The organism is Burkholderia sp. TSV86, assembly GCF_001522865.1.
Taxonomy (GTDB): domain Bacteria; phylum Pseudomonadota; class Gammaproteobacteria; order Burkholderiales; family Burkholderiaceae; genus Burkholderia.
Window position 1 is genome coordinate 1 of record NZ_LOWB01000043.1, and the last position, 19,406, is coordinate 19,406.

14 protein-coding genes, 1 tRNA gene and 1 pseudogene are annotated in these 19,406 nt (G+C 60.4%); all 16 read right to left on the bottom strand.

Annotated elements, in window-relative coordinates; genetic code table 11:
• Positions 1-89, bottom strand: an 89-nt coding sequence (locus tag WS68_RS07655; protein ID WP_038059333.1) for a GTP-binding protein, incomplete at its 3' end; no start/stop codon positions are given.
• Positions 90-130: 41 nt separating this feature from the next.
• Positions 131-2,233 carry an elongation factor G gene (gene fusA / locus WS68_RS07660; RefSeq protein WP_059570231.1) on the bottom strand — a complete coding sequence of 701 codons (2,103 nt, stop codon included), beginning with the start codon at positions 2,231-2,233 and terminating at the stop codon, positions 131-133.
• 130 nt (positions 2,234-2,363) lie between these two features.
• Positions 2,364-2,834: a 30S ribosomal protein S7 gene (rpsG, locus tag WS68_RS07665; protein ID WP_004198359.1), complete on the bottom strand. Its 471-nt coding sequence runs from the start codon at positions 2,832-2,834 to the stop codon at positions 2,364-2,366.
• A 174-nt stretch (positions 2,835-3,008) separates the two neighbouring features.
• Positions 3,009-3,389 (bottom strand): 30S ribosomal protein S12, encoded by a 381-nt coding sequence (gene rpsL / locus WS68_RS07670; RefSeq protein ID WP_059570232.1) that lies wholly within the window; start codon positions 3,387-3,389, stop codon positions 3,009-3,011.
• A 230-nt stretch (positions 3,390-3,619) separates the two neighbouring features.
• Complete coding sequence (gene recQ, locus WS68_RS07675; protein ID WP_059570233.1) at positions 3,620-5,467, bottom strand: DNA helicase RecQ; 1,848 nt, start codon at positions 5,465-5,467, stop codon at positions 3,620-3,622.
• A gap of 506 nt (positions 5,468-5,973) precedes the next feature.
• Positions 5,974-6,477, bottom strand: coding sequence for a hypothetical protein (locus WS68_RS07685; protein ID WP_059570235.1), 504 nt, complete (start codon positions 6,475-6,477; stop codon positions 5,974-5,976).
• Positions 6,478-6,971: 494 nt separating this feature from the next.
• A complete protein-coding gene (gene rpoC / locus WS68_RS07690; RefSeq protein WP_059570236.1) occupies positions 6,972-11,216 on the bottom strand; it encodes a DNA-directed RNA polymerase subunit beta' in 4,245 nt (1,414 codons plus the stop codon).
• 21 nt (positions 11,217-11,237) lie between these two features.
• The gene (gene rpoB, locus WS68_RS07695; RefSeq protein ID WP_059570237.1) at positions 11,238-15,344 is read right to left on the bottom strand and encodes a DNA-directed RNA polymerase subunit beta; all 4,107 of its coding nucleotides are present in this window, start codon (positions 15,342-15,344) and stop codon (positions 11,238-11,240) included.
• A gap of 361 nt (positions 15,345-15,705) precedes the next feature.
• Entirely contained in the window at positions 15,706-16,080 is a 375-nt protein-coding gene (gene rplL / locus WS68_RS07700; RefSeq protein ID WP_059519676.1) for a 50S ribosomal protein L7/L12, read from the bottom strand.
• 63 nt (positions 16,081-16,143) lie between these two features.
• On the bottom strand, positions 16,144-16,641 hold the full coding sequence (gene rplJ, locus WS68_RS07705; protein WP_059519683.1) for a 50S ribosomal protein L10: 498 nt from the start codon (positions 16,639-16,641) through the stop codon (positions 16,144-16,146).
• Between the two features lie 297 nt (positions 16,642-16,938).
• A complete protein-coding gene (gene rplA, locus WS68_RS07710; RefSeq protein ID WP_059519675.1) occupies positions 16,939-17,637 on the bottom strand; it encodes a 50S ribosomal protein L1 in 699 nt (232 codons plus the stop codon).
• Positions 17,638-18,069 (bottom strand): 50S ribosomal protein L11, encoded by a 432-nt coding sequence (gene rplK / locus WS68_RS07715; RefSeq protein ID WP_059519674.1) that lies wholly within the window; start codon positions 18,067-18,069, stop codon positions 17,638-17,640. It abuts the gene before it with no gap.
• Positions 18,070-18,213: 144 nt separating this feature from the next.
• Positions 18,214-18,771, bottom strand: coding sequence for a transcription termination/antitermination protein NusG (gene nusG / locus WS68_RS07720; protein WP_004525645.1), 558 nt, complete (start codon positions 18,769-18,771; stop codon positions 18,214-18,216).
• Position 18,772: 1 nt separating this feature from the next.
• Positions 18,773-19,153: a preprotein translocase subunit SecE gene (gene secE, locus WS68_RS07725; RefSeq protein WP_059570238.1), complete on the bottom strand. Its 381-nt coding sequence runs from the start codon at positions 19,151-19,153 to the stop codon at positions 18,773-18,775.
• Positions 19,154-19,195: 42 nt separating this feature from the next.
• A tRNA-Trp gene (locus WS68_RS07730) sits at positions 19,196-19,271 on the bottom strand.
• Between the two features lie 59 nt (positions 19,272-19,330).
• A pseudogene (locus WS68_RS25810) lies at positions 19,331-19,406 on the bottom strand (elongation factor Tu); the annotation flags it as partial.

Consider the following 19,406-nt stretch of genomic DNA (forward strand, 5'->3'; position numbering starts at 1 on the left):
GCCGTCAGCGTCGTCTTGCCGTGGTCAACGTGACCAATCGTTCCTACGTTCACGTGCGGCTTGGTCCGCTCGAATTTCTCTTTTGCCATGACTCTCTTCTTTCAAAAATAAGCGGTTGGGAGATGCAGCTTTACTTCGACTTCGCGCTGATGATCGCGTCGGCAACGTTCTTAGGAGCTTCAGCGTAGTGCTTGAACTCCATCGTGTACGTCGCACGGCCTTGCGTCAGCGAGCGCAGCGACGTCGAATAACCGAACATTTCCGACAGCGGCACTTCGGCGCGCACGATCTTGCCGCCGCCGATCATGTCTTCCATGCCCTGCACGATGCCGCGACGACCCGACAAGTCGCCCATCACGTTGCCCATGTACTCTTCCGGCGTCTCGACTTCGACCGCCATCATCGGCTCGAGCAACACCGGGTTCGCGCGGCGCATGGCCTCCTTGAACGCCATCGAACCAGCCATGCGGAACGCGTTTTCGTTCGAGTCAACGTCGTGGTACGAACCGAACGTCAGGTGAACCTTCACGTCGACGACCGGGAAGCCCGCCAAAATGCCGCTCTTCAGCGTGTCCTGGATACCCTTGTCGACCGCCGGGATGTATTCACGCGGAATCACGCCGCCCTTGATCTCGTCGAGGAACTCGTAACCCTTGCCCTGCTCGTGCGGCTCAAGCGTAATGACCGCATGGCCATACTGACCACGGCCGCCCGATTGCTTGACGAACTTGCCTTCGACGTCCTTCGCCGTCGAACGGATCGTTTCGCGGTACGCGACCTGCGGCTTGCCGACGGTTGCTTCCACGCCGAATTCGCGCTTCATCCGGTCGACCAGAATTTCGAGGTGAAGCTCGCCCATGCCCGAAATGATCGTCTGGCCCGATTCCTCATCGGTCTGCACGCGGAACGACGGGTCTTCCTGCGCGAGACGGTTCAGCGCGAGGCCCATCTTTTCCTGGTCGGCCTTCGTCTTCGGCTCGACGGCCTGCGAGATCACCGGCTCCGGGAACACCATGCGCTCGAGCACGATCGGATGCGCGGGATCGCACAACGTGTCGCCCGTGGTCGCCTCCTTCAGGCCGACCGCGGCAGCGATATCGCCGGCGCGAACTTCCTTGATTTCCTCGCGGTTGTTCGCGTGCATCTGCAGAATACGGCCGAGGCGCTCCTTCTTGCCCTTGGTCGAGTTCAGCACCGTATCGCCCGAATTGACAACGCCGGAATACACGCGGAAGAAGATCAGTTGGCCGACGAACGGGTCGGTCATGATCTTGAACGCGAGCGACGAGAACTTCTCGTCGTCCGACGCCTGGCGCTCGGCGGTTTCGCCGTTGTCCAGTTCGCCCTTGACCGGCGGAATGTCGACCGGCGACGGCAGGAAGTCGATCACGGCGTCGAGCATACGCTGCACGCCCTTGTTCTTGAACGCGGTGCCGCACAGCATCGGCTGGATTTCGCACGCGATCGTCCGGTCGCGCAGCGCCTTGACGATGTCGGCTTCCGGCAGATCGCCTTCTTCCAGGTACTTGTTCATCAGGTCTTCGTTGGCTTCCGCAGCCGCCTCGACCATCTTTTCACGCCATTCCTGGCAGGTTTCGGCGAGTTCGGCCGGGATGTCGACGTAGTCGAACTTCGTGCCTTGCGACGCTTCGTCCCAAATGATCGCCTTCATCTTCAGCAGATCGACGACGCCCTTGAAATTCTCTTCCGCGCCGATCGGCACCACGACCGGAACCGGGTTTGCCTTCAGGCGCAGCTTGAGCTGGTCGTAGACCTTGAAGAAGTTCGCGCCGGTACGGTCCATCTTGTTGACGAACGCGAGACGCGGCACGCCGTACTTGTTAGCTTGGCGCCACACGGTTTCCGATTGCGGCTGCACGCCGCCCACCGCGCAGTACACCATGCACGCGCCGTCGAGCACGCGCATCGAGCGCTCCACTTCGATCGTGAAATCGACGTGCCCCGGCGTATCGATGATGTTGATGCGGTGTTCCGGGTAATTGCCGCCCATGCCCTTCCAGAACGCCGTGGTAGCAGCGGACGTGATCGTGATGCCACGCTCCTGTTCCTGCTCCATCCAGTCCATCGTCGCCGCACCGTCGTGAACTTCGCCAATCTTGTGGTTCACGCCGGTGTAAAACAGAATGCGCTCGGTCGTCGTCGTTTTGCCGGCGTCGATGTGAGCGCTAATACCGATGTTGCGGTAGCGCTCGATGGGAGTCTTACGAGCCACTTTGATCCTCTATTGGGTTGGCGCGATGCGACCCTTGCATACACGTCGCAGCACGCCTCAACACAAATGGGCGAGGCGCCAAATCAGCGCACCCGCCCGGAATTTTTCCGCTAAAAACCCAGCTTGGCGCTTAGAAGCGGAAGTGCGAGAACGCACGGTTGGCTTCCGCCATCCGATGCACTTCGTCGCGCTTCTTCATCGCACCGCCGCGGCCTTCCGCGGCCTCGCTGAGTTCACCGGCCAGGCGCAGAGCCATCGACTTCTCGCTGCGCTTCTTCGCAGCCTCGCGCAACCAGCGCATCGCCAATGCCATACGACGCGACGGACGCACTTCGACCGGAACCTGATAGTTCGCACCACCAACGCGACGGCTCTTCACTTCGACCACCGGCTTCACGTTGTTGAGCGCGACCGTGAACACTTCCAGCGGGTCCTTGCCACCCTTGGTCTGGATTTGCTCGAATGCGCCATAAACAATGCGCTCAGCAACCGACTTCTTGCCGGACAGCATCAACATGTTCATGAACTTGGCTACATCTACGTTGCCGTACTTCGGATCCGGCAACACTTCCCGCTTGGGAACTTCGCGACGACGCGGCATGTTTCTTCCTTTACCTGTTCAGTTGGAGCTTTTTTGAAGCCCCGCGGCCACCAACTAACCCGATCACATCTTCACGACTAACCAGCTTGGCCGGGTGACCACTTACTCGACAGCACCGGCAATCCGGCACCACCGCCTTGACCGCCCTACGAGGCGATCTCCATTCTGCACTGCTTACTTCGCAGCCTTCGCGCGCTTCGCGCCGTACTTCGAGCGAGCCTGCTTACGGTCCTTGACGCCCTGCGTATCCAGCGAGCCGCGAACCATGTGGTAACGCACACCCGGCAAGTCCTTCACACGGCCGCCGCGGATCAGCACGACAGAGTGTTCCTGCAGGTTGTGGCCTTCACCACCGATGTACGAGATCACTTCGAAACCGTTCGTCAGGCGCACCTTGGCGACCTTACGGAGCGCCGAGTTCGGCTTCTTCGGCGTCGTCGTGTACACACGGGTGCACACGCCGCGACGCTGCGGGCAGTCCTGCAAGGCCGGGCTCTTGCTCTTCGTCGTTTCCGACGAGCGGCCTTTGCGAACCAGTTGATTGATGGTTGGCATTGTGTATTCCTGAAATTGACCAAAATCAGCACGCCGGCCTCGGGCAAAGCGAAAACCAGCGTGCGTAACGTCCCAGCTCACCTGTGCGCGACCCCGGACTTGCGCCCGCGAATCAACCCACCGAGAACCGGAACCCGGCATAATATTCCGAAAATTGCAAGTGAGTCAATAGCTTGCGTGATTTTCGCGTCGAAGCCTGCGTGAATTATTGGTGACACATCTGCGACATATCACGCCGATTCGACGACCTCGAGCAACTCATCACCGAAGCGGTCGAGCTTGCGCGCGCCGATCCCTGGGATATGGCGCAGATCGTCGATCGACTCCGGCGCGTTGCGGGCAATTTCAGCGAGCGTCGCATCGTGAAAAATCACATACGCGGGCACGCCGTCGCTTTTCGCGGTCTCGGCTCGCCAAGCGCGCAGTCGCTCCCAGCGGGCGCGCTCGCGCGGGCTCATGCCGGCCGTCGGATCGACGCGCGCGCCGCTGCGGCCACGCGCATCGCGGGTACGTGCGGGCTTGACATAGCGGCGCAGCGTGACTTTTTCGGCGCCCTTGAGCACCGGCTTGCTCGCCTCGGTCAGCACGAGCGCGCCGAAACCGCCGTGATCGACGGCCAGATAGCCGAATGCGACCAGCTGCCGGAAGATCGCGCGCCACTCGGGTTCGGACAACTCGGCACCGATGCCGAACGTGCTCAGATTTTCGTGGCCGCGCTGCAGCACCTTTTCGGTGCGCGCGCCGCGCAATATCTCGATCAGGTGGCTCGCGCCGAAATTGAAACCGCTCGCGCGCTGCGCGCGGAACACACACGACAGCGCCATTTGCGCCTCGCGCGTCGCATCCCAGGTCGCAGGCGGCTCGAGACAGGTGTCGCAATTGCCACAGGGCTCGCTCGTCTCGCCGAAATAGGCAAGCAGCCTCACGCGCCGGCACGACGGTGTCTCGCACAGCCCGAGCAACGCGTCGAGCTTTGACGTCTGGATCCGCTTGTGCGCGTCGTCCGCGTCCGATTCGTCGATCATCTTGCGCTGCTGAACGACGTCGCCCAACCCATACGCCATCCATGCATTCGCCGGCATGCCGTCGCGGCCCGCCCGCCCCGTCTCCTGGTAATAGCCTTCGACGCTCTTCGGCAAATCGAGATGCGCGACGAAACGGACGTCCGGCTTGTCGATGCCCATTCCGAATGCGATCGTCGCGCACATCACGATCCCTTCCTCGCGCTGGAACATCTCCTGGTGCTTCTGCCTGACTTCGAACTCCATGCCCGCGTGATACGGCAGCGCGCGCACACCTTGCGCCTTCAGCCATTCGGCCGTCTCTTCGACCTTGCGGCGCGACAAGCAGTAGACGACGCCCGCGTCGGTCGTGCCATCCGCATTCGTGTGCTCTGCACGAATGAAATCGAGCAGCTGCGAGCGGGCGTTATCCTTCTCGACGATCCGGTAGCGGATGTTCGGCCGGTCGAAGCTCGATACGAAAATGCGCGCGTCGTCGAGCGCGAGACGTTGAACGATCTCGTCTCGCGTCAGCGCGTCGGCCGTCGCGGTCAGCGCGATCCGCGGAACGCTCGGAAAACGCTCGTGCAGCACCGAAAGCTGGATGTACTCGGGACGGAAATCGTGCCCCCATTGCGATACGCAATGCGCTTCGTCGATCGCGAAAAGACCGATGTTCGCGCGCTCGAGGAGATCGAGAAAACGCGGCGTCATCAGCCGCTCGGGCGCAACGTAGAGCAGATCGACGTCGCCGTCCCGCAGCGCACGCTCGGTCGCGGCCGCCTCGGCCCCGGAGAGCGTCGAATTCAGATACGCGGCCCGCACGCCGACCTCGGACAAGGCCGCGACTTGATCTTGCATCAGCGCAATCAGCGGCGACACCACGATGCCCGCGCCGCGACCGGCTTCGGAACGCACGAGCGCCGGAATCTGATAGCAGAGCGATTTGCCGCCGCCCGTCGGCATCAGCACGAGACAATCGCCGCCCGCCGCCACGTGTTCGACGATCTCGCCCTGTTGGCCACGGAAGGCGGGATAGCCGAAGACTTCGTTGAGAATTTCTAGCGCACGGGACATGAGATCGGATGGAGAACTGCGAGAAAGGGCTGGTGAGCGGGATTTTACCAACGCCGCCGCAACCGAAGAGGATCGCGGCCGAACGTCGGCTGTTCGGCTAGGCGATCAATGCAGCATGCATCCGCAACAATCGGCCCAACGAACATGAGAGACGCGCCCCACGCGCCCGCGTCAAACCCATCAAGACGATGACGGCGTGGCTCGGCCGCGCCAAGCGCCGCACGAGCGCCGCCACGCCGGCGCAGCAGCCGGCAACGATCGATAGAAAACGATTACAGACGAACCGATCGTCGAAACCGATGCCGTCAACACACCCGCATTTTCCGCTCAAATATAGTTGCGCAAAAATACATGATTAATCTCGCGCATTTAATTACTTCCAGATCGGATTTTTTGCGGAAATGAAATCGTTCTCATACCACCTTTTTTGCTACACAACGCCACTCACATTAAATGCCGGCAGTCGATAGACGGCCGGCGCACAATACCAACGGTTATGTCGGCGCTTATTGCACGGTGAATTGCGGTGACGTCACCATCGTGCCGTTGATCTGGCAATTCGGCGTCAGCTGGGCGTTATTGAGCGTCAGAGACGAAGCCTTATTGTCCCAACCAGCGACGACCTTGCTCGGTCCGCACGTACCGAGAAACAACACCTGCACCTGCGCATTGTTGATCGTCAACTGAGTCGTACTGTCGGCCTGGCCCGTCCACGGCGACGAGCTGGTTGCGTTACTCGAGATCCACGAGCAGGTGCCACCGCCCGCAAACTGCGTGGACGTAATCGTCACGATCCCGCCCGATGTGATCGTGCCATTGAAGGTCGTATTGCAGGTTGCGCTGATACCGCTCTTGGAGAGCGCCATGGAGCCTGATACCGAGAACGGCTCGCCATTCGGGTTCATCGGCTGCCCGTCCGCACGCGATACCGTGACGGCATAAGCAGACGAGATCGAAGCGCAGACCACAGTAAGCGCAGCAACGGCCTTGGAAAAATGAAGCGTACCCATTGCACTACCTCCTCGGAAAAGTGACGACGCGTCGTCAGGCGTGCGGCATCGGAATCGACACCACACAGGTTGGTGACAATTAAACAGGAGTACGAATTTAAGCGGCCGACACGCAACCACCATCCGAATCGGCGCTCTTATTATCTAATTCACATGCACGCATACCATTTGGTCTCCCAGGTTGCACGATGGATTCACCACTACGCTTTTTCTTACTCATCATAATGATATGAATGATCGCATATGTAAAGCAGCGCTTAATTTAATTTAGCGCACGCAATATCCATCATTTCCAGGAAATCGCCAATAAATAAAGTATTAGTGAAGGCATTTTTTAATGAGAATGAATTGACGCATCACAGTGTTTCGATGGTCAATTTCATCGTTTTTGCTACCCAGGTTTTCCCGAATCCCAGCATAAAAAAAGCCGCCCGGTCGAAACCGGGCGGCTTTTACCAGCCGTGGTGCAGGCAAAGCGGCTTACGCCGCCCGGCTCACTCCGCCGCCGGATGCTGCGGCTCTTCGGCGGCCGGGGTTTCCGGCGTACCGAACTCGAACGCTTCTTCCGCTGCGATCTGGTCGAAACGCTCGCGATCCGACAATTCCTTCGCCTTGCGCGCCTTGTGGAACGCCAGACCCGTACCGGCAGGAATCAGACGGCCGACGATCACGTTTTCCTTCAGGCCACGCAGATCGTCGCGCTTGCCCATGATCGCCGCCTCGGTCAGCACGCGGGTCGTTTCCTGGAACGATGCCGCGGAGATGAACGAATCGGTCGACAGCGATGCCTTCGTGATACCCAGCAGGATATTGTCGTATGTCGCCGGACGCTTGCCCTCGGCGATCATGCGATCGTTTTCGTCCAGCATGTCCGAGCGTTCGACCTGCTCGCCGGGGATGAAGCGCGTATCGCCGTTGTCGGTGATCTGCACGCGACGCAGCATCTGGCGAACGATCACCTCGATGTGCTTGTCGTTGATCTTCACGCCCTGCAGACGATACACGTCCTGTACTTCGTCCACGATGTAACGCGACAGCGCCTCGATACCCTGCAGACGCAGGATGTCGTGCGGATCAGCCGGGCCGTCCACGATCATTTCGCCCTTGTTGACGACCTGACCGTCGTGGACCAGCACCTGCTTTTCCTTCGCAATCAGGAACTCGTGTTGGTTGCCCTCGAGATCCGTGATGACGAGACGCTGCTTGCCCTTCGTGTCCTTACCGAACGACACCGTCCCGGTGACTTCCGCGAGGATGCCTGCATCCTTCGGCGAACGTGCTTCGAACAGCTCGGCAACTCGCGGCAGACCACCGGTGATGTCGCGGGTCTTCTGTGATTCGGTCGGGATACGTGCGAGCACTTCACCGACCTGCACCTGCTGACCATCCTTCACGGTAATCAGCGCGCCGACCTGGAAGCCGATCTGCACCGAATGCTCCGTGCCCGGGATCTTCACTTCGTCGCCGTTCGCGTCGAGCAGCTTCACCTGCGGACGCACGCTCTTCGACGCCTGCGAGCCGCGACGCTTCGCGTCGATCACGACTAGCGTCGACAAACCGGTCACGTCGTCGATCTGCTTGGCGACCGTCACGCCTTCCTCGACGTTCTCGAACTTCACCGTACCGCCGTACTCGGTGATGATCGGACGCGTCAGCGGGTCCCACGTGGCGAGCTGCGTGCCGGCCTTGACGGTTACGCCGTCGAGTTGCAGCAGCGTTGCGCCATACGGCACTTTGTGACGCTCGCGCTCACGACCGAAGTCATCGGTGATCATCGCCTCACCCGAACGGGAAATGACGATCTGCTCACCCTTCGCGTTGGTGACGTAACGCATCGTGGACGTGAAGCGCACGATACCGTTGCTCTTCGCTTCGATCGACGAAGCCACCGCCGCACGCGATGCCGCACCACCGATGTGGAACGTGCGCATCGTGAGCTGCGTACCCGGTTCGCCAATCGACTGCGCCGCGATCACGCCGACCGCTTCGCCGACGTTCACGAGCGAGCCGCGGCCGAGATCGCGGCCATAGCACGCGGCGCAGAGGCCGTAACGCGTTTCACAGGTCAGCGCCGTGCGCACGCGCACCTCGTCGATGCCGAGACGCTCGATATCTTCAACCGCCGTTTCGTCGAGCAGCGTGCCCGCTTCGTACAGCGTTTCCTGCGTTTCCGGATTCACGACATCCGCCACCGCGACGCGGCCGAGAATCCGGTCACGCAGCGCTTCGACGACTTCACCGCCTTCGACCAGCGCCTTCATCGCGACACCGTTCGACGTGCCGCAATCGTCCTCGACCACGACCAGATCCTGCGTGACGTCGACCAGACGACGCGTCAGGTAACCCGAGTTCGCGGTCTTCAGTGCCGTATCAGCCAGACCCTTACGTGCACCGTGGGTCGAGATGAAGTACTGCAACACGTTCAGGCCTTCGCGGAAGTTCGCGGTAATCGGCGTCTCGATAATCGAGCCGTCCGGCTTCGCCATCAGGCCGCGCATACCGGCCAGCTGACGAATCTGCACCGCGGAACCCCGGGCGCCCGAGTCGGCCATCATGTAGATCGAGTTGAACGATTCCTGGCGTGTTTCGTTGCCGTCGCGGTCGATCACCGGCTCCGTCGACAGTTGCTCCATCATCGCCTTACCGACCGCCTCCGACGTCGCCGACCAAATGTCGACCACGTTGTTGTAGCGCTCCTGCGCGGTGACGAGACCCGACATGTACTGACGGTCATACTCCTTCACCTTCTTCGCGGCGTCGCCGACGATCGTTTCCTTCTGCGGCGGCACGAGCATGTCGTCCACGCAGATCGAGATGCCGGCGCGCGTCGCGAGACGGAAGCCCGATTGCATCAGCTGGTCGGCGAACACCACCGTCGCGCGCAAACCGCACTTGCGGAATGCGGTGTTGATCAGGCGCGAGATTTCCTTCTTCTTCAACGGCTTGTTCAGCACCGAGAACGGCAGGCCATGCGGCAGGATCTCCGACAGGATCGCGCGGCCGACGGTCGTCGCGTACAGCGTGATCTTCGGCACGAATTCCGGCGCGCCTTCCGACCTGTCCTCGTTGCGGACCATTTCGGTAATCCGCACGTTCACGCGCGAGGCAAGCTCGACTTCCTTGTTCTCGTAAGCACGGATCACTTCCGACACGCCGGTAAACGACAGACCCTCGCCCTTCGCGTTGATCGCCTCACGGGTCGCGTAATACAGGCCCAACACGATATCCTGCGACGGCACGATCGACGGATCGCCGTTGGCCGGGAACAGCACGTTGTTCGACGCGAGCATCAGCGTGCGCGCTTCCATCTGCGCTTCGAGCGACAGCGGCACGTGAACGGCCATCTGGTCACCGTCGAAGTCGGCGTTGAACGCCGCGCAAACGAGCGGGTGCAGTTGAATTGCCTTGCCTTCGATCAACACCGGCTCGAACGCCTGGATGCCGAGACGGTGCAGCGTCGGCGCACGGTTGAGCATCACCGGGTGCTCGCGGATCACCTCTTCAAGGATGTCCCACACCACCGGCGTCTGATTCTCGACTTCCTTCTTCGCTGCCTTGATGGTCGTGGCGACGCCCATCACTTCAAGCTTGTTGAAGATGAACGGCTTGAACAACTCGAGCGCCATCAGCTTCGGCAGACCGCACTGGTGCAGCTTCAGCGTCGGGCCGACCACGATGACCGAACGGCCCGAGTAGTCGACGCGCTTGCCCAGCAGGTTCTGACGGAAGCGGCCACCCTTGCCCTTGATCATGTCGGCGAGCGACTTCAGCGGACGCTTGTTCGCGCCCGTCATCGCCTTGCCGCGACGGCCGTTGTCAAGCAGCGAGTCGACGGCTTCCTGCAGCATCCGCTTTTCGTTGCGGACGATGATTTCAGGGGCCTTCAGCTCGAGCAGGCGCTTCAACCGGTTGTTACGGTTGATCACGCGGCGATACAGGTCGTTCAGGTCCGACGTCGCGAAACGGCCGCCATCGAGCGGCACGAGCGGACGCAGTTCCGGCGGCAGCACCGGCAGCACTTCGAGGATCATCCACTCAGGCTTGATGCCCGAGCGCTGGAATGCCTCGAGAACCTTCAGGCGCTTCGCGTACTTCTTGATCTTCGCTTCCGAGCCGGTGTTCTTCAGTTCGGTGCGCAGCGTCTCGACCTGCTCGTCGATGTTGATCGCGCGCAGCAATTCGCGCACGCCTTCCGCGCCCATCTCGGCACGGAATTCGTCGCCGTATTCCTCGACCTTGTTGTAGTAATCCTCTTCGGTCATGATCTGCCGCGCCTTCAGCGGCGTCATGCCCGGTTCGATCACCACATAGGCTTCGAAGTACAGCACGCGCTCGATGTCGCGCAGCGTCATGTCGAGCACCATGCCCAGACGCGACGGCAGCGACTTCAGGAACCAGATGTGCGCGACCGGCGAGGCCAATTCGATGTGGCCCATGCGCTCACGGCGCACCTTCGCCAGCGTCACTTCCACGCCGCACTTCTCGCAGATCACGCCGCGGTGCTTCAGGCGCTTGTACTTGCCGCACAGGCACTCGTAGTCCTTGATCGGCCCGAAGATCTTCGCGCAGAACAGACCATCGCGTTCCGGCTTGAACGTGCGGTAGTTGATGGTCTCCGGCTTCTTCACTTCGCCGAACGACCACGAACGGATCTTGTCGGGCGAGGCCAGACCGATCTTGATCGCGTCGAAAACTTCTTCCTGTTGGACTTGCTTGAATAGATCGAGCAGAGCTTTCATTGCTTTCTCTCCGTAGTCCGATTAATTGCGGTCGAGATCGATATCGATACCGAGTGAGCGGATTTCCTTCACCAACACGTTGAAGGATTCCGGCATGCCTGCATCGATCACGTGATCGCCCTTGACCAGGTTCTCGTACACCTTGGTCCGGCCGGTCACGTCGTCCGACTTCACCGTCAGCATTTCCTGCAGCACGTAGGACGCGCCATACGCTTCGAGTGCCCACACTTCCATTTCACCGAAACGCTGACCACCGAACTGCGCCTTACCGCCCAACGGCTGCTGCGTGACGAGCGAGTACGGGCCCGTCGAACGCGCGTGCATCTTGTCGTCGACAAGGTGGTGCAGCTTCAGGTAATGCATGTAGCCGAGCGTCACGCGGCGCTCGAACTGCTCGCCCGTGCGGCCGTCGTACAGGCGAACCTGGTTCTTCGACGGATTCATGTCGAGCTGTTGGGCGATCTCGTCCGGGAACGCGAGGTCGAGCATCTTCGACATTTCTTCCTCGGTCGCGCCGTCGAACACCGGCGTCGCGAACGGCACGCCTTCGCGCAGATTCTTCGCGAGTTCGAGGATCTCGTCGTCGGTAAAGCTCTCCAGATCTTCCGCGCGGCCCGACTCGTTGTAGATCTTCGTCAGGAATGCACGCAGTTCCTCGATCTTCGTCTGACGCTGCAGCATTTCGCCGATACGCCAGCCGAGACCCTTCGCGGCCCAGCCGAGGTGCACTTCCAGAACCTGACCCACGTTCATCCGCGACGGCACGCCGAGCGGGTTCAGCACGACGTCGGCCGGACGGCCGTCGGCCATGTACGGCATGTCTTCGATCGGGACGATCTTCGACACGACGCCCTTGTTACCGTGACGGCCGGCCATCTTGTCACCGGGCTGCAGACGGCGCTTCACCGCAAGGTACACCTTGACCATCTTCAGCACGCCCGGCGGCAATTCATCGCCTTGCGTGAGCTTCTTGCGCTTCTCTTCGAACGCGAGGTCGAACTGGTGACGCTTCTCTTCGATCGAGTTCTTGATCGCTTCGAGCTGCGCCGCTGCTTCGTCGTCCGCGAGGCGGATGTCGAACCAGTGGTAGTGGTCGAGATCTTCCAGGTAGGCCTGGTCGATCTTCGTACCCTTCGCGAGCTTCTTCGGACCGCCGTTCGCGACCTTGCCCACCAGCATGCGCGCGAGACGCTGGAACGCGTCGCCTTCCACGATGCGCAGCTGGTCGTTCAGGTCGAGACGATAGCGCTTCAGTTCGTCGTCGATGATCTGTTGCGCACGCTTGTCGCGCTGGATGCCTTCACGCGTGAACACCTGCACGTCGATCACGGTGCCGCTCATGCCCGACGGCACGCGCAGCGACGTGTCCTTCACGTCCGACGCCTTCTCGCCGAAGATCGCGCGCAGCAGCTTCTCTTCCGGCGTCAGCTGGGTCTCGCCCTTAGGCGTGACCTTGCCGACCAGCACGTCGCCCGCTTCGACTTCCGCACCGATGTACACGATGCCCGATTCGTCGAGACGGCCGAGCTGCACTTCTGCCAGGTTCGAGATGTCCCGCGTGATTTCTTCCGGCCCGAGCTTCGTGTCGCGAGCAACGACGTTCAGCTCTTCGATGTGGATCGACGTATAGCGATCGTCGGCCACGACCTTCTCCGAGATCAGAATCGAATCCTCGAAGTTGTAGCCGTTCCATGGCATGAACGCGATCAGCATGTTCTGGCCGAGCGCGAGTTCGCCCAGATCCGTCGATGCGCCGTCAGCCAGCACGTCGCCGCGCGCGACCTTGTCGCCCATCTTCACGATCGGACGCTGGTTGATGTTCGTGTTCTGGTTCGAGCGCGTGTACTTGATCAGGTTGTAGATGTCGACGCCGACTTCACCCGCCACCGCTTCGTCATCGTTCACGCGAATCACGATACGGCCCGCGTCGACGTAGTCCACCACGCCGCCACGCAGAGCCTGCACCGTCGTGCCCGAGTCGACCGCCACCGTGCGCTCGATGCCCGTGCCGACGACCGGCTTCTCCGGACGCAAGCACGGCACCGCCTGACGCTGCATGTTCGAGCCCATCAACGCGCGGTTCGCGTCGTCGTGCTCGAGGAACGGAATCAGCGATGCCGCGACCGACACGATCTGCGACGGCGCGACGTCCATGTACTGGATGCGATCCGGCGTGACCATCATCGTTTCGCCAGCTTCACGCGACGACACCAGTTCGTCAACGAGCGCGCCGTTGTCGTCGATCGCCGCGTTCGCCTGCGCGATCATGTAGCGGCCTTCCTCGATTGCCGACAAATAGTCGATCTGGTCGGTCACCTTGCCGTCCGCGACCTTGCGGTACGGCGTCTCAAGAAAACCGTACTCGTTCAGGTGCGCATACAGCGCGAGCGAGTTGATCAGACCAATGTTCGGACCTTCCGGCGTTTCGATCGGGCACACGCGGCCGTAGTGGGTCGGATGCACGTCACGCACTTCGAAGCCTGCACGCTCGCGCGTCAAACCGCCCGGGCCCAGTGCGGAAACACGGCGCTTGTGCGTGATTTCCGACAGCGGGTTGGTCTGGTCCATGAACTGCGACAGCTGCGACGAGCCGAAGAACTCGCGAATCGCCGACGAAATCGGCTTCGAGTTGATCAGGTCATGCGGCATCAGGTTTTCGCTTTCGGCTTGGCCGAGGCGCTCCTTGACCGCGCGCTCGACGCGCACGAGGCCCGCGCGGAACTGGTTTTCCGCGAGTTCGCCGACGCAGCGCACGCGACGGTTGCCGAGGTGGTCGATATCGTCCACTTCGCCCTTACCATTGCGCAGCTCGACGAGAATCTTGATCGTCGCGAGGATATCGTCATCCTGCAGCGTCATCGGGCCCGTGATTTCGTCACGGCCGACGCGGCGGTTGAACTTCATACGGCCGACCTTCGACAGGTCGTAAGCATCCTCACTGTAGAACAGACGATTGAAGAGCGCTTCGACCGCTTCTTCGGTCGGCGGTTCGCCCGGACGCATCATCCGATAGATCGCGATGCGCGCAGCCGTCTTATCTGCGGTTTCGTCGACACGCAGCGTCGACGAGATGTACGGACCTTGATCCAGATCGTTCGTGTAGAGCGTCTGGATTTCCTTGATCTTCGCTTCGCGCAGCTTCTCGAGCACGCTTTCGGTGATCTCGTCGTTCGCGTTCGCGATCACTTCGCCGGTATCGCCATCGACAACGTTCTTCGCCAGCACGCGGCCGAGCAGATAGTCTTCCGGCACCGAGATGAACTTCGTCTTCGCGGCTTCGAGATCGCGGATATGCTTCGCATTGATCCGCTTGTCCTTCTGGACGATCACCTTGCCTTCGCGATCGGTGATGTCGAAGCGCGCGACCTCGCCGCGCAGGCGCTCGGGCACGAACTCCATCTGCGCGCCTTCGTCCATCAGCGTGAAATTGTCGAACACGAAGAAGTTCGCGAGGATCTGCTCAGGCGTGAGGCCGATAGCCTTCAGCAAGATCGTGACCGGCATCTTGCGGCGGCGGTCGACGCGGAAATACAGCACGTCCTTCGGATCGAATTCGAAGTCGAGCCACGAGCCGCGGTATGGAATGATCCGCGCGGAGAACAACAGCTTGCCCGAGCTGTGCGTTTTGCCCTTATCGTGCTCGAAGAACACGCCGGGCGAACGGTGCAGCTGCGACACGATCACCCGCTCGGTGCCGTTGATCACGAACGAACCGGTAGGCGTCATGAGCGGAATTTCGCCCATGTACACTTCCTGTTCCTTCACTTCCTTGACGACGGGTTTGTTCGGCGACTCTTTGTCGAGCAGCACGAGGCGCACTTTCGCGCGCAGCGCCGAGCAGTACGTGAGACCACGCTGCTGACACTCTTTGATGTTGAACGCAGGCGACGACAGCGCATAGCTCACGAACTCCAGGCGAGCAAAGCCATTGTGCGAGACGATCGGGAATACCGACGTAAAGGCGGCCTGCAAGCCTTCGGATTTACGTTGCGCAGGCGGCACATCGGCTTGCAGAAATGTGCTGAATGATTCAAGCTGGGTGGCCAGCAGGAAAGGTACTTGGTGAACGATGGAACGCTTCGCGAAACTCTTGCGAATGCGCTTCTTCTCGGTGAAGGAATATTGCATACGATCTCCGAATCACGACGGGCGATGTCGAGGCGGGATACCTTGACGCGTCAAACCCGAGTGTTCACCGACTGAGACCCGATGGCCGTCCGACGGCACGAGCCGAGAAGCTTGGTGGTTGGCCGCTACCAACCGCTGGCTGACGGCAACGGAACCTGCATGACCTGTTGCCCGACCAAACTTGCCTTCTGCAGTCGCTTCAGAAGACAAAGAAAATCGCCGATCGCATGGGATAGACGGTTTTCTTTGGCTTCTGGGGGCGTCTGCCCGACCTCCGCAAAGAGTGTCAAAACACTGCCCCCACAAAGCACAAAAAGGCCGGCGGTGAAAAACCGCCAGCCTTCGCACAGCGCGCGTGAACTTACTTGAGTTCGACCTTCGCGCCCGCGTCTTCCAGCTTCTTCTTGGCTTCTTCTGCAGCAGCCTTGTCGACGCCTTCCTTGACGGGCTTCGGTGCGCCGTCGACGAGGTCCTTCGCTTCCTTCAGGCCCAGGCCCGTGATTTCGCGAACGGCCTTAATGACTGCAACCTTGTTGCCGCCTGCTTCAGCCAGAACGACCGTGAAGTCGGTCTTCTCTTCAGCAGCAGCAGCAGCGCCGCCACCCGCCGGACCTGCGACTGCCACTGCAGCAGCCGACACGCCGAACTTCTCTTCGAACGCCTTGACCAGTTCGTTCAGTTCCAGGACCGTCATGCCTTCAACGGCGGCCAGGATGTCTTCTTTTGCGATTGCCATTTGGAATACTCCTAAATTGAATTCGGATACAGCCAGCGATCTGTTGTGCTCAGATGCGTTCGCTTATGCGGCTTCGGCCTGCTTCTTCTCCGCCAGCGCGGCCAGAGCGCGCGCAAAGCCGGAAACAGGTGCCTGCATGACGAACAGCAGCTTCGAGAGCAGTTCTTCGCGGCTCGGGATGCTAGCGAGCGCTTGCACGCCTGCTTTGTCCATCACCTTGCCATCGAACGAACCAGCCTTGATGACCAACTTATCATTGCTCTTGCTGAAGTCGTTGACGACCTTCGCAGCAGCAATCGCATCTTCCGAGATGCCGTAGATCAACGGACCAGTCATCTGCTCTGCCAGCGGAGCAAACGGCGTACCTTCAACGGCGCGACGCGCCAGCGTGTTCTTCAGCACGCGCAGGTAAACCTGTTGCTCGCGCGCTTTCGCGCGCAGCGTGGTCAGATCGCCAACCGTAATCCCACGATACTCAGCGAGCACAACGGTCTGGGCCTTCGCGACTTGCGCGGCAACCTCAGCGACGACGGCTTGCTTGTCTTCTCTATTAAGCGGCACGGTTAGCCTCCAGAAACGATACGCTCCGCATCGCGCGTCGCGTACCTCGTTCAACAACGGCGTCCGACTCGTTAGGAGTATTTCCGCCGAACATCGCCGATCGCTCGTCGATCTCCAGCTTCACCACTGCAAAACTTTTTCGGGTTCGCCATCTGCGTTGGCTTTGCATTAAGGGATCGCCCGACTACTGCTTTCCCGCCAACGGTCTTTGATAACCGGTTGCTCAGCCACACTGCGCCAAGCAACCGCCCAAAGCCCTTTTGAGCCGCTTCTGTCGAAGCAGCCCGAATACTTCGCTTACTGCGCTGCCAGCGTAGCCTGGTCGACTCGCACGCCGACGCCCATCGTGCTCGACAGCGCGATCTTGCGCAGATAAACACCCTTGCTCGTCGCCGGCTTCGCCTTTTGCAGCGCTTCGATCAACGCCGACAGGTTGGTGCGCAGCGCGGTCGGCTCAAAAGACGCACGGCCGATCGTCGCGTGAATAATGCCCGCCTTGTCGACACGGAACTGCACCTGCCCCGCCTTCGCGTTCTTCACTGCAGTCGCGACATCCGGCGTGACCGTACCGACCTTCGGGTTCGGCATCAAGCCGCGCGGGCCGAGAATCTGGCCCAGCGTACCCACGATACGCATCGTGTCCGGAGAGGCGATCACGATGTCGAAATCCATTTGACCGGCCTTGATCTGCTCAGCCAGATCTTCCATGCCGACCACTTCGGCACCGGCAGCGCGCGCTTGCTCGGCCTTTTCGCCTTGAGCAAACACGGCGACGCGGACCGACTTGCCGGTACCTGCCGGCAGCACGACGGAGCCGCGGACGACCTGGTCCGACTTCTTCGCATCGATACCGAGCTGAACCGCGACATCGATCGATTCATCGAACTTCGCGCTCGCGCATTCCTTCACGAGTGCGAGTGCATCGTCGATCGGGTACAGCTTCTGGCGATCGACCTTAGCGGCAAATGCCTGACGGCGCTTCGAAATCTTGGCCATTTACACGCCCTCCACAGTGATGCCCATCGAGCGTGCGCTACCTGCGATGGTGCGAACAGCCGCATCGAGATCAGCCGCCGTAAGATCCGGCATCTTGGTCTTTGCGATCTCTTCCGCTTGAGCGCGGGTAATCTTGCCGACCTTGTCGGTATGGGGCTTGCTCGAACCCTTGTCGATCTTCGCCGCCTTCTTGATCAGCACGGTGGCCGGCGGCGTCTTCATCACGAACGTGAAGCTCTTGTCCGCATAAGCCGTGATGACGACCGGAACAGGCAGGCCCGGTTCCATGCCTTGAGTCTGCGCGTTGAACGCCTTGCAGAACTCCATGATGTTCAGGCCACGCTGACCCAGAGCCGGACCGACGGGCGGCGACGGATTGGCTTTACCTGCAGGGATCTGCAGCTTGATAAAGCCGATGATCTTCTTTGCCATTTGGAAACCTCGTTGGAACGCGTCGAAGCGTTCGGTGAGTAATAACGCGGGTTCGTCTTGCGACTACTGGCGCTCCTCAACGGCCATTACGCGGGCCGTAAGCGCGACGACGGGCAGCCTTCTAAGCTGCCCATCTGAACCTGCTCAAACCTTCTCGACTTGGCCAAACTCCAGTTCGACCGGCGTTGCGCGCCCAAAAATAGTGACCGACACGCGCACTCTCGATTTCTCGTAATTCACTTCTTCGACCGTGCCGTTGAAATCCGTGAATGGGCCTTCCTTCACGCGCACCATCTCACCGACCTCGAACAGGGTTTTCGGACGCGGTTTCTCCACGCCTTCCTGCATCTGGGACATGATCTTTTCGACTTCCCGCGGGGAAATCGGACTCGGGCGATTACGCGCCCCGCCGACGAAACCGGTGACCTTCGCAGTATTTTTGACGAGGTGCCAGGTTTCGTCCGTCATCTCCATTTCCACCAGCACATAACCGGGAAAGAAACGACGTTCGGTCACCGCTTTGTGACCGCCTTTGACTTCAACCACTTCTTCGGTCGGAACCAGAATCTGGCCGAACTTATCCTGCATGCCGGCACGCTCGATGCGCTCCTGAAGCGCGCGTTGCACGCTCTTCTCCATACCGGAGTAGGCGTGCACGACGTACCAACGCTTTCCACTCGGGGATGCCGGAGTATCGCTCATATCATTTCCAACCCAGAATCACCGAGAAAATCACCCACTCGATGGACTTATCACTAATCCAAAGAAAGAGCGCCATGACCAGCACAAAGCCAAACACGACAAGTGTGGTCTGCGTGGCTTCCTTGCGCGTGGGCCAAACGACCTTGCGCACCTCGCGATACGAATCCTTGGCAAAGGCGATGAAACTCTTGCCCGGCAGCGATGCCAGCGCAACGCCAACACCCGCAATCACCCCTATCGCCAACGCAGCGCCGCGGATATACCACTCCTTGCCGCCCAGCAAAAAAAAGCCTGCGAATCCGCCCAAGACCAACAATACGCCCAGGGCCAGCATCAGCTTATCGCCGGAGGTATTAACAGTTTCGACGGAAGGATTCGCCATAACACCCTAAAACAACAAACGCCACGCTGAACGTGGCTTATGTGGCAGGGGCAGAGGGAATCGAACCCCCAACCTTCGGTTTTGGAGACCGACGCTCTGCCAGTTGAGCTATACCCCTAGACCATGTTGGAGCCGGCTTTCGCCGGCCCCTAAACTGTCGATCAACGAATAACTGGCTTACTCGATGATCTTGGCGACGACGCCTGCGCCGACGGTACGGCCGCCTTCACGGATAGCGAAGCGCAGACCTTCT

Coding starts and splice junctions, on each gene's coding strand:
- rpsG (WP_004198359.1), bottom strand. CDS start 2,834: ATGCCGCGTCGTCGCGAAGTTCCCAAGCGGGAAGTGTTGCCGGATCCG.
- rpsL (WP_059570232.1), bottom strand. CDS start 3,389: ATGCCAACCATCAATCAACTGGTTCGCAAAGGCCGCTCGTCGGAAACG.
- recQ (WP_059570233.1), bottom strand. CDS start 5,467: ATGTCCCGTGCGCTAGAAATTCTCAACGAAGTCTTCGGCTATCCCGCC.
- WS68_RS07685 (WP_059570235.1), bottom strand. CDS start 6,477: ATGGGTACGCTTCATTTTTCCAAGGCCGTTGCTGCGCTTACTGTGGTC.
- rpoC (WP_059570236.1), bottom strand. CDS start 11,216: ATGAAAGCTCTGCTCGATCTATTCAAGCAAGTCCAACAGGAAGAAGTT.
- rpoB (WP_059570237.1), bottom strand. CDS start 15,344: ATGCAATATTCCTTCACCGAGAAGAAGCGCATTCGCAAGAGTTTCGCG.
- rplL (WP_059519676.1), bottom strand. CDS start 16,080: ATGGCAATCGCAAAAGAAGACATCCTGGCCGCCGTTGAAGGCATGACG.
- rplA (WP_059519675.1), bottom strand. CDS start 17,637: ATGGCCAAGATTTCGAAGCGCCGTCAGGCATTTGCCGCTAAGGTCGAT.
- rplK (WP_059519674.1), bottom strand. CDS start 18,069: ATGGCAAAGAAGATCATCGGCTTTATCAAGCTGCAGATCCCTGCAGGT.
- nusG (WP_004525645.1), bottom strand. CDS start 18,771: ATGAGCGATACTCCGGCATCCCCGAGTGGAAAGCGTTGGTACGTCGTG.
- secE (WP_059570238.1), bottom strand. CDS start 19,153: ATGGCGAATCCTTCCGTCGAAACTGTTAATACCTCCGGCGATAAGCTG.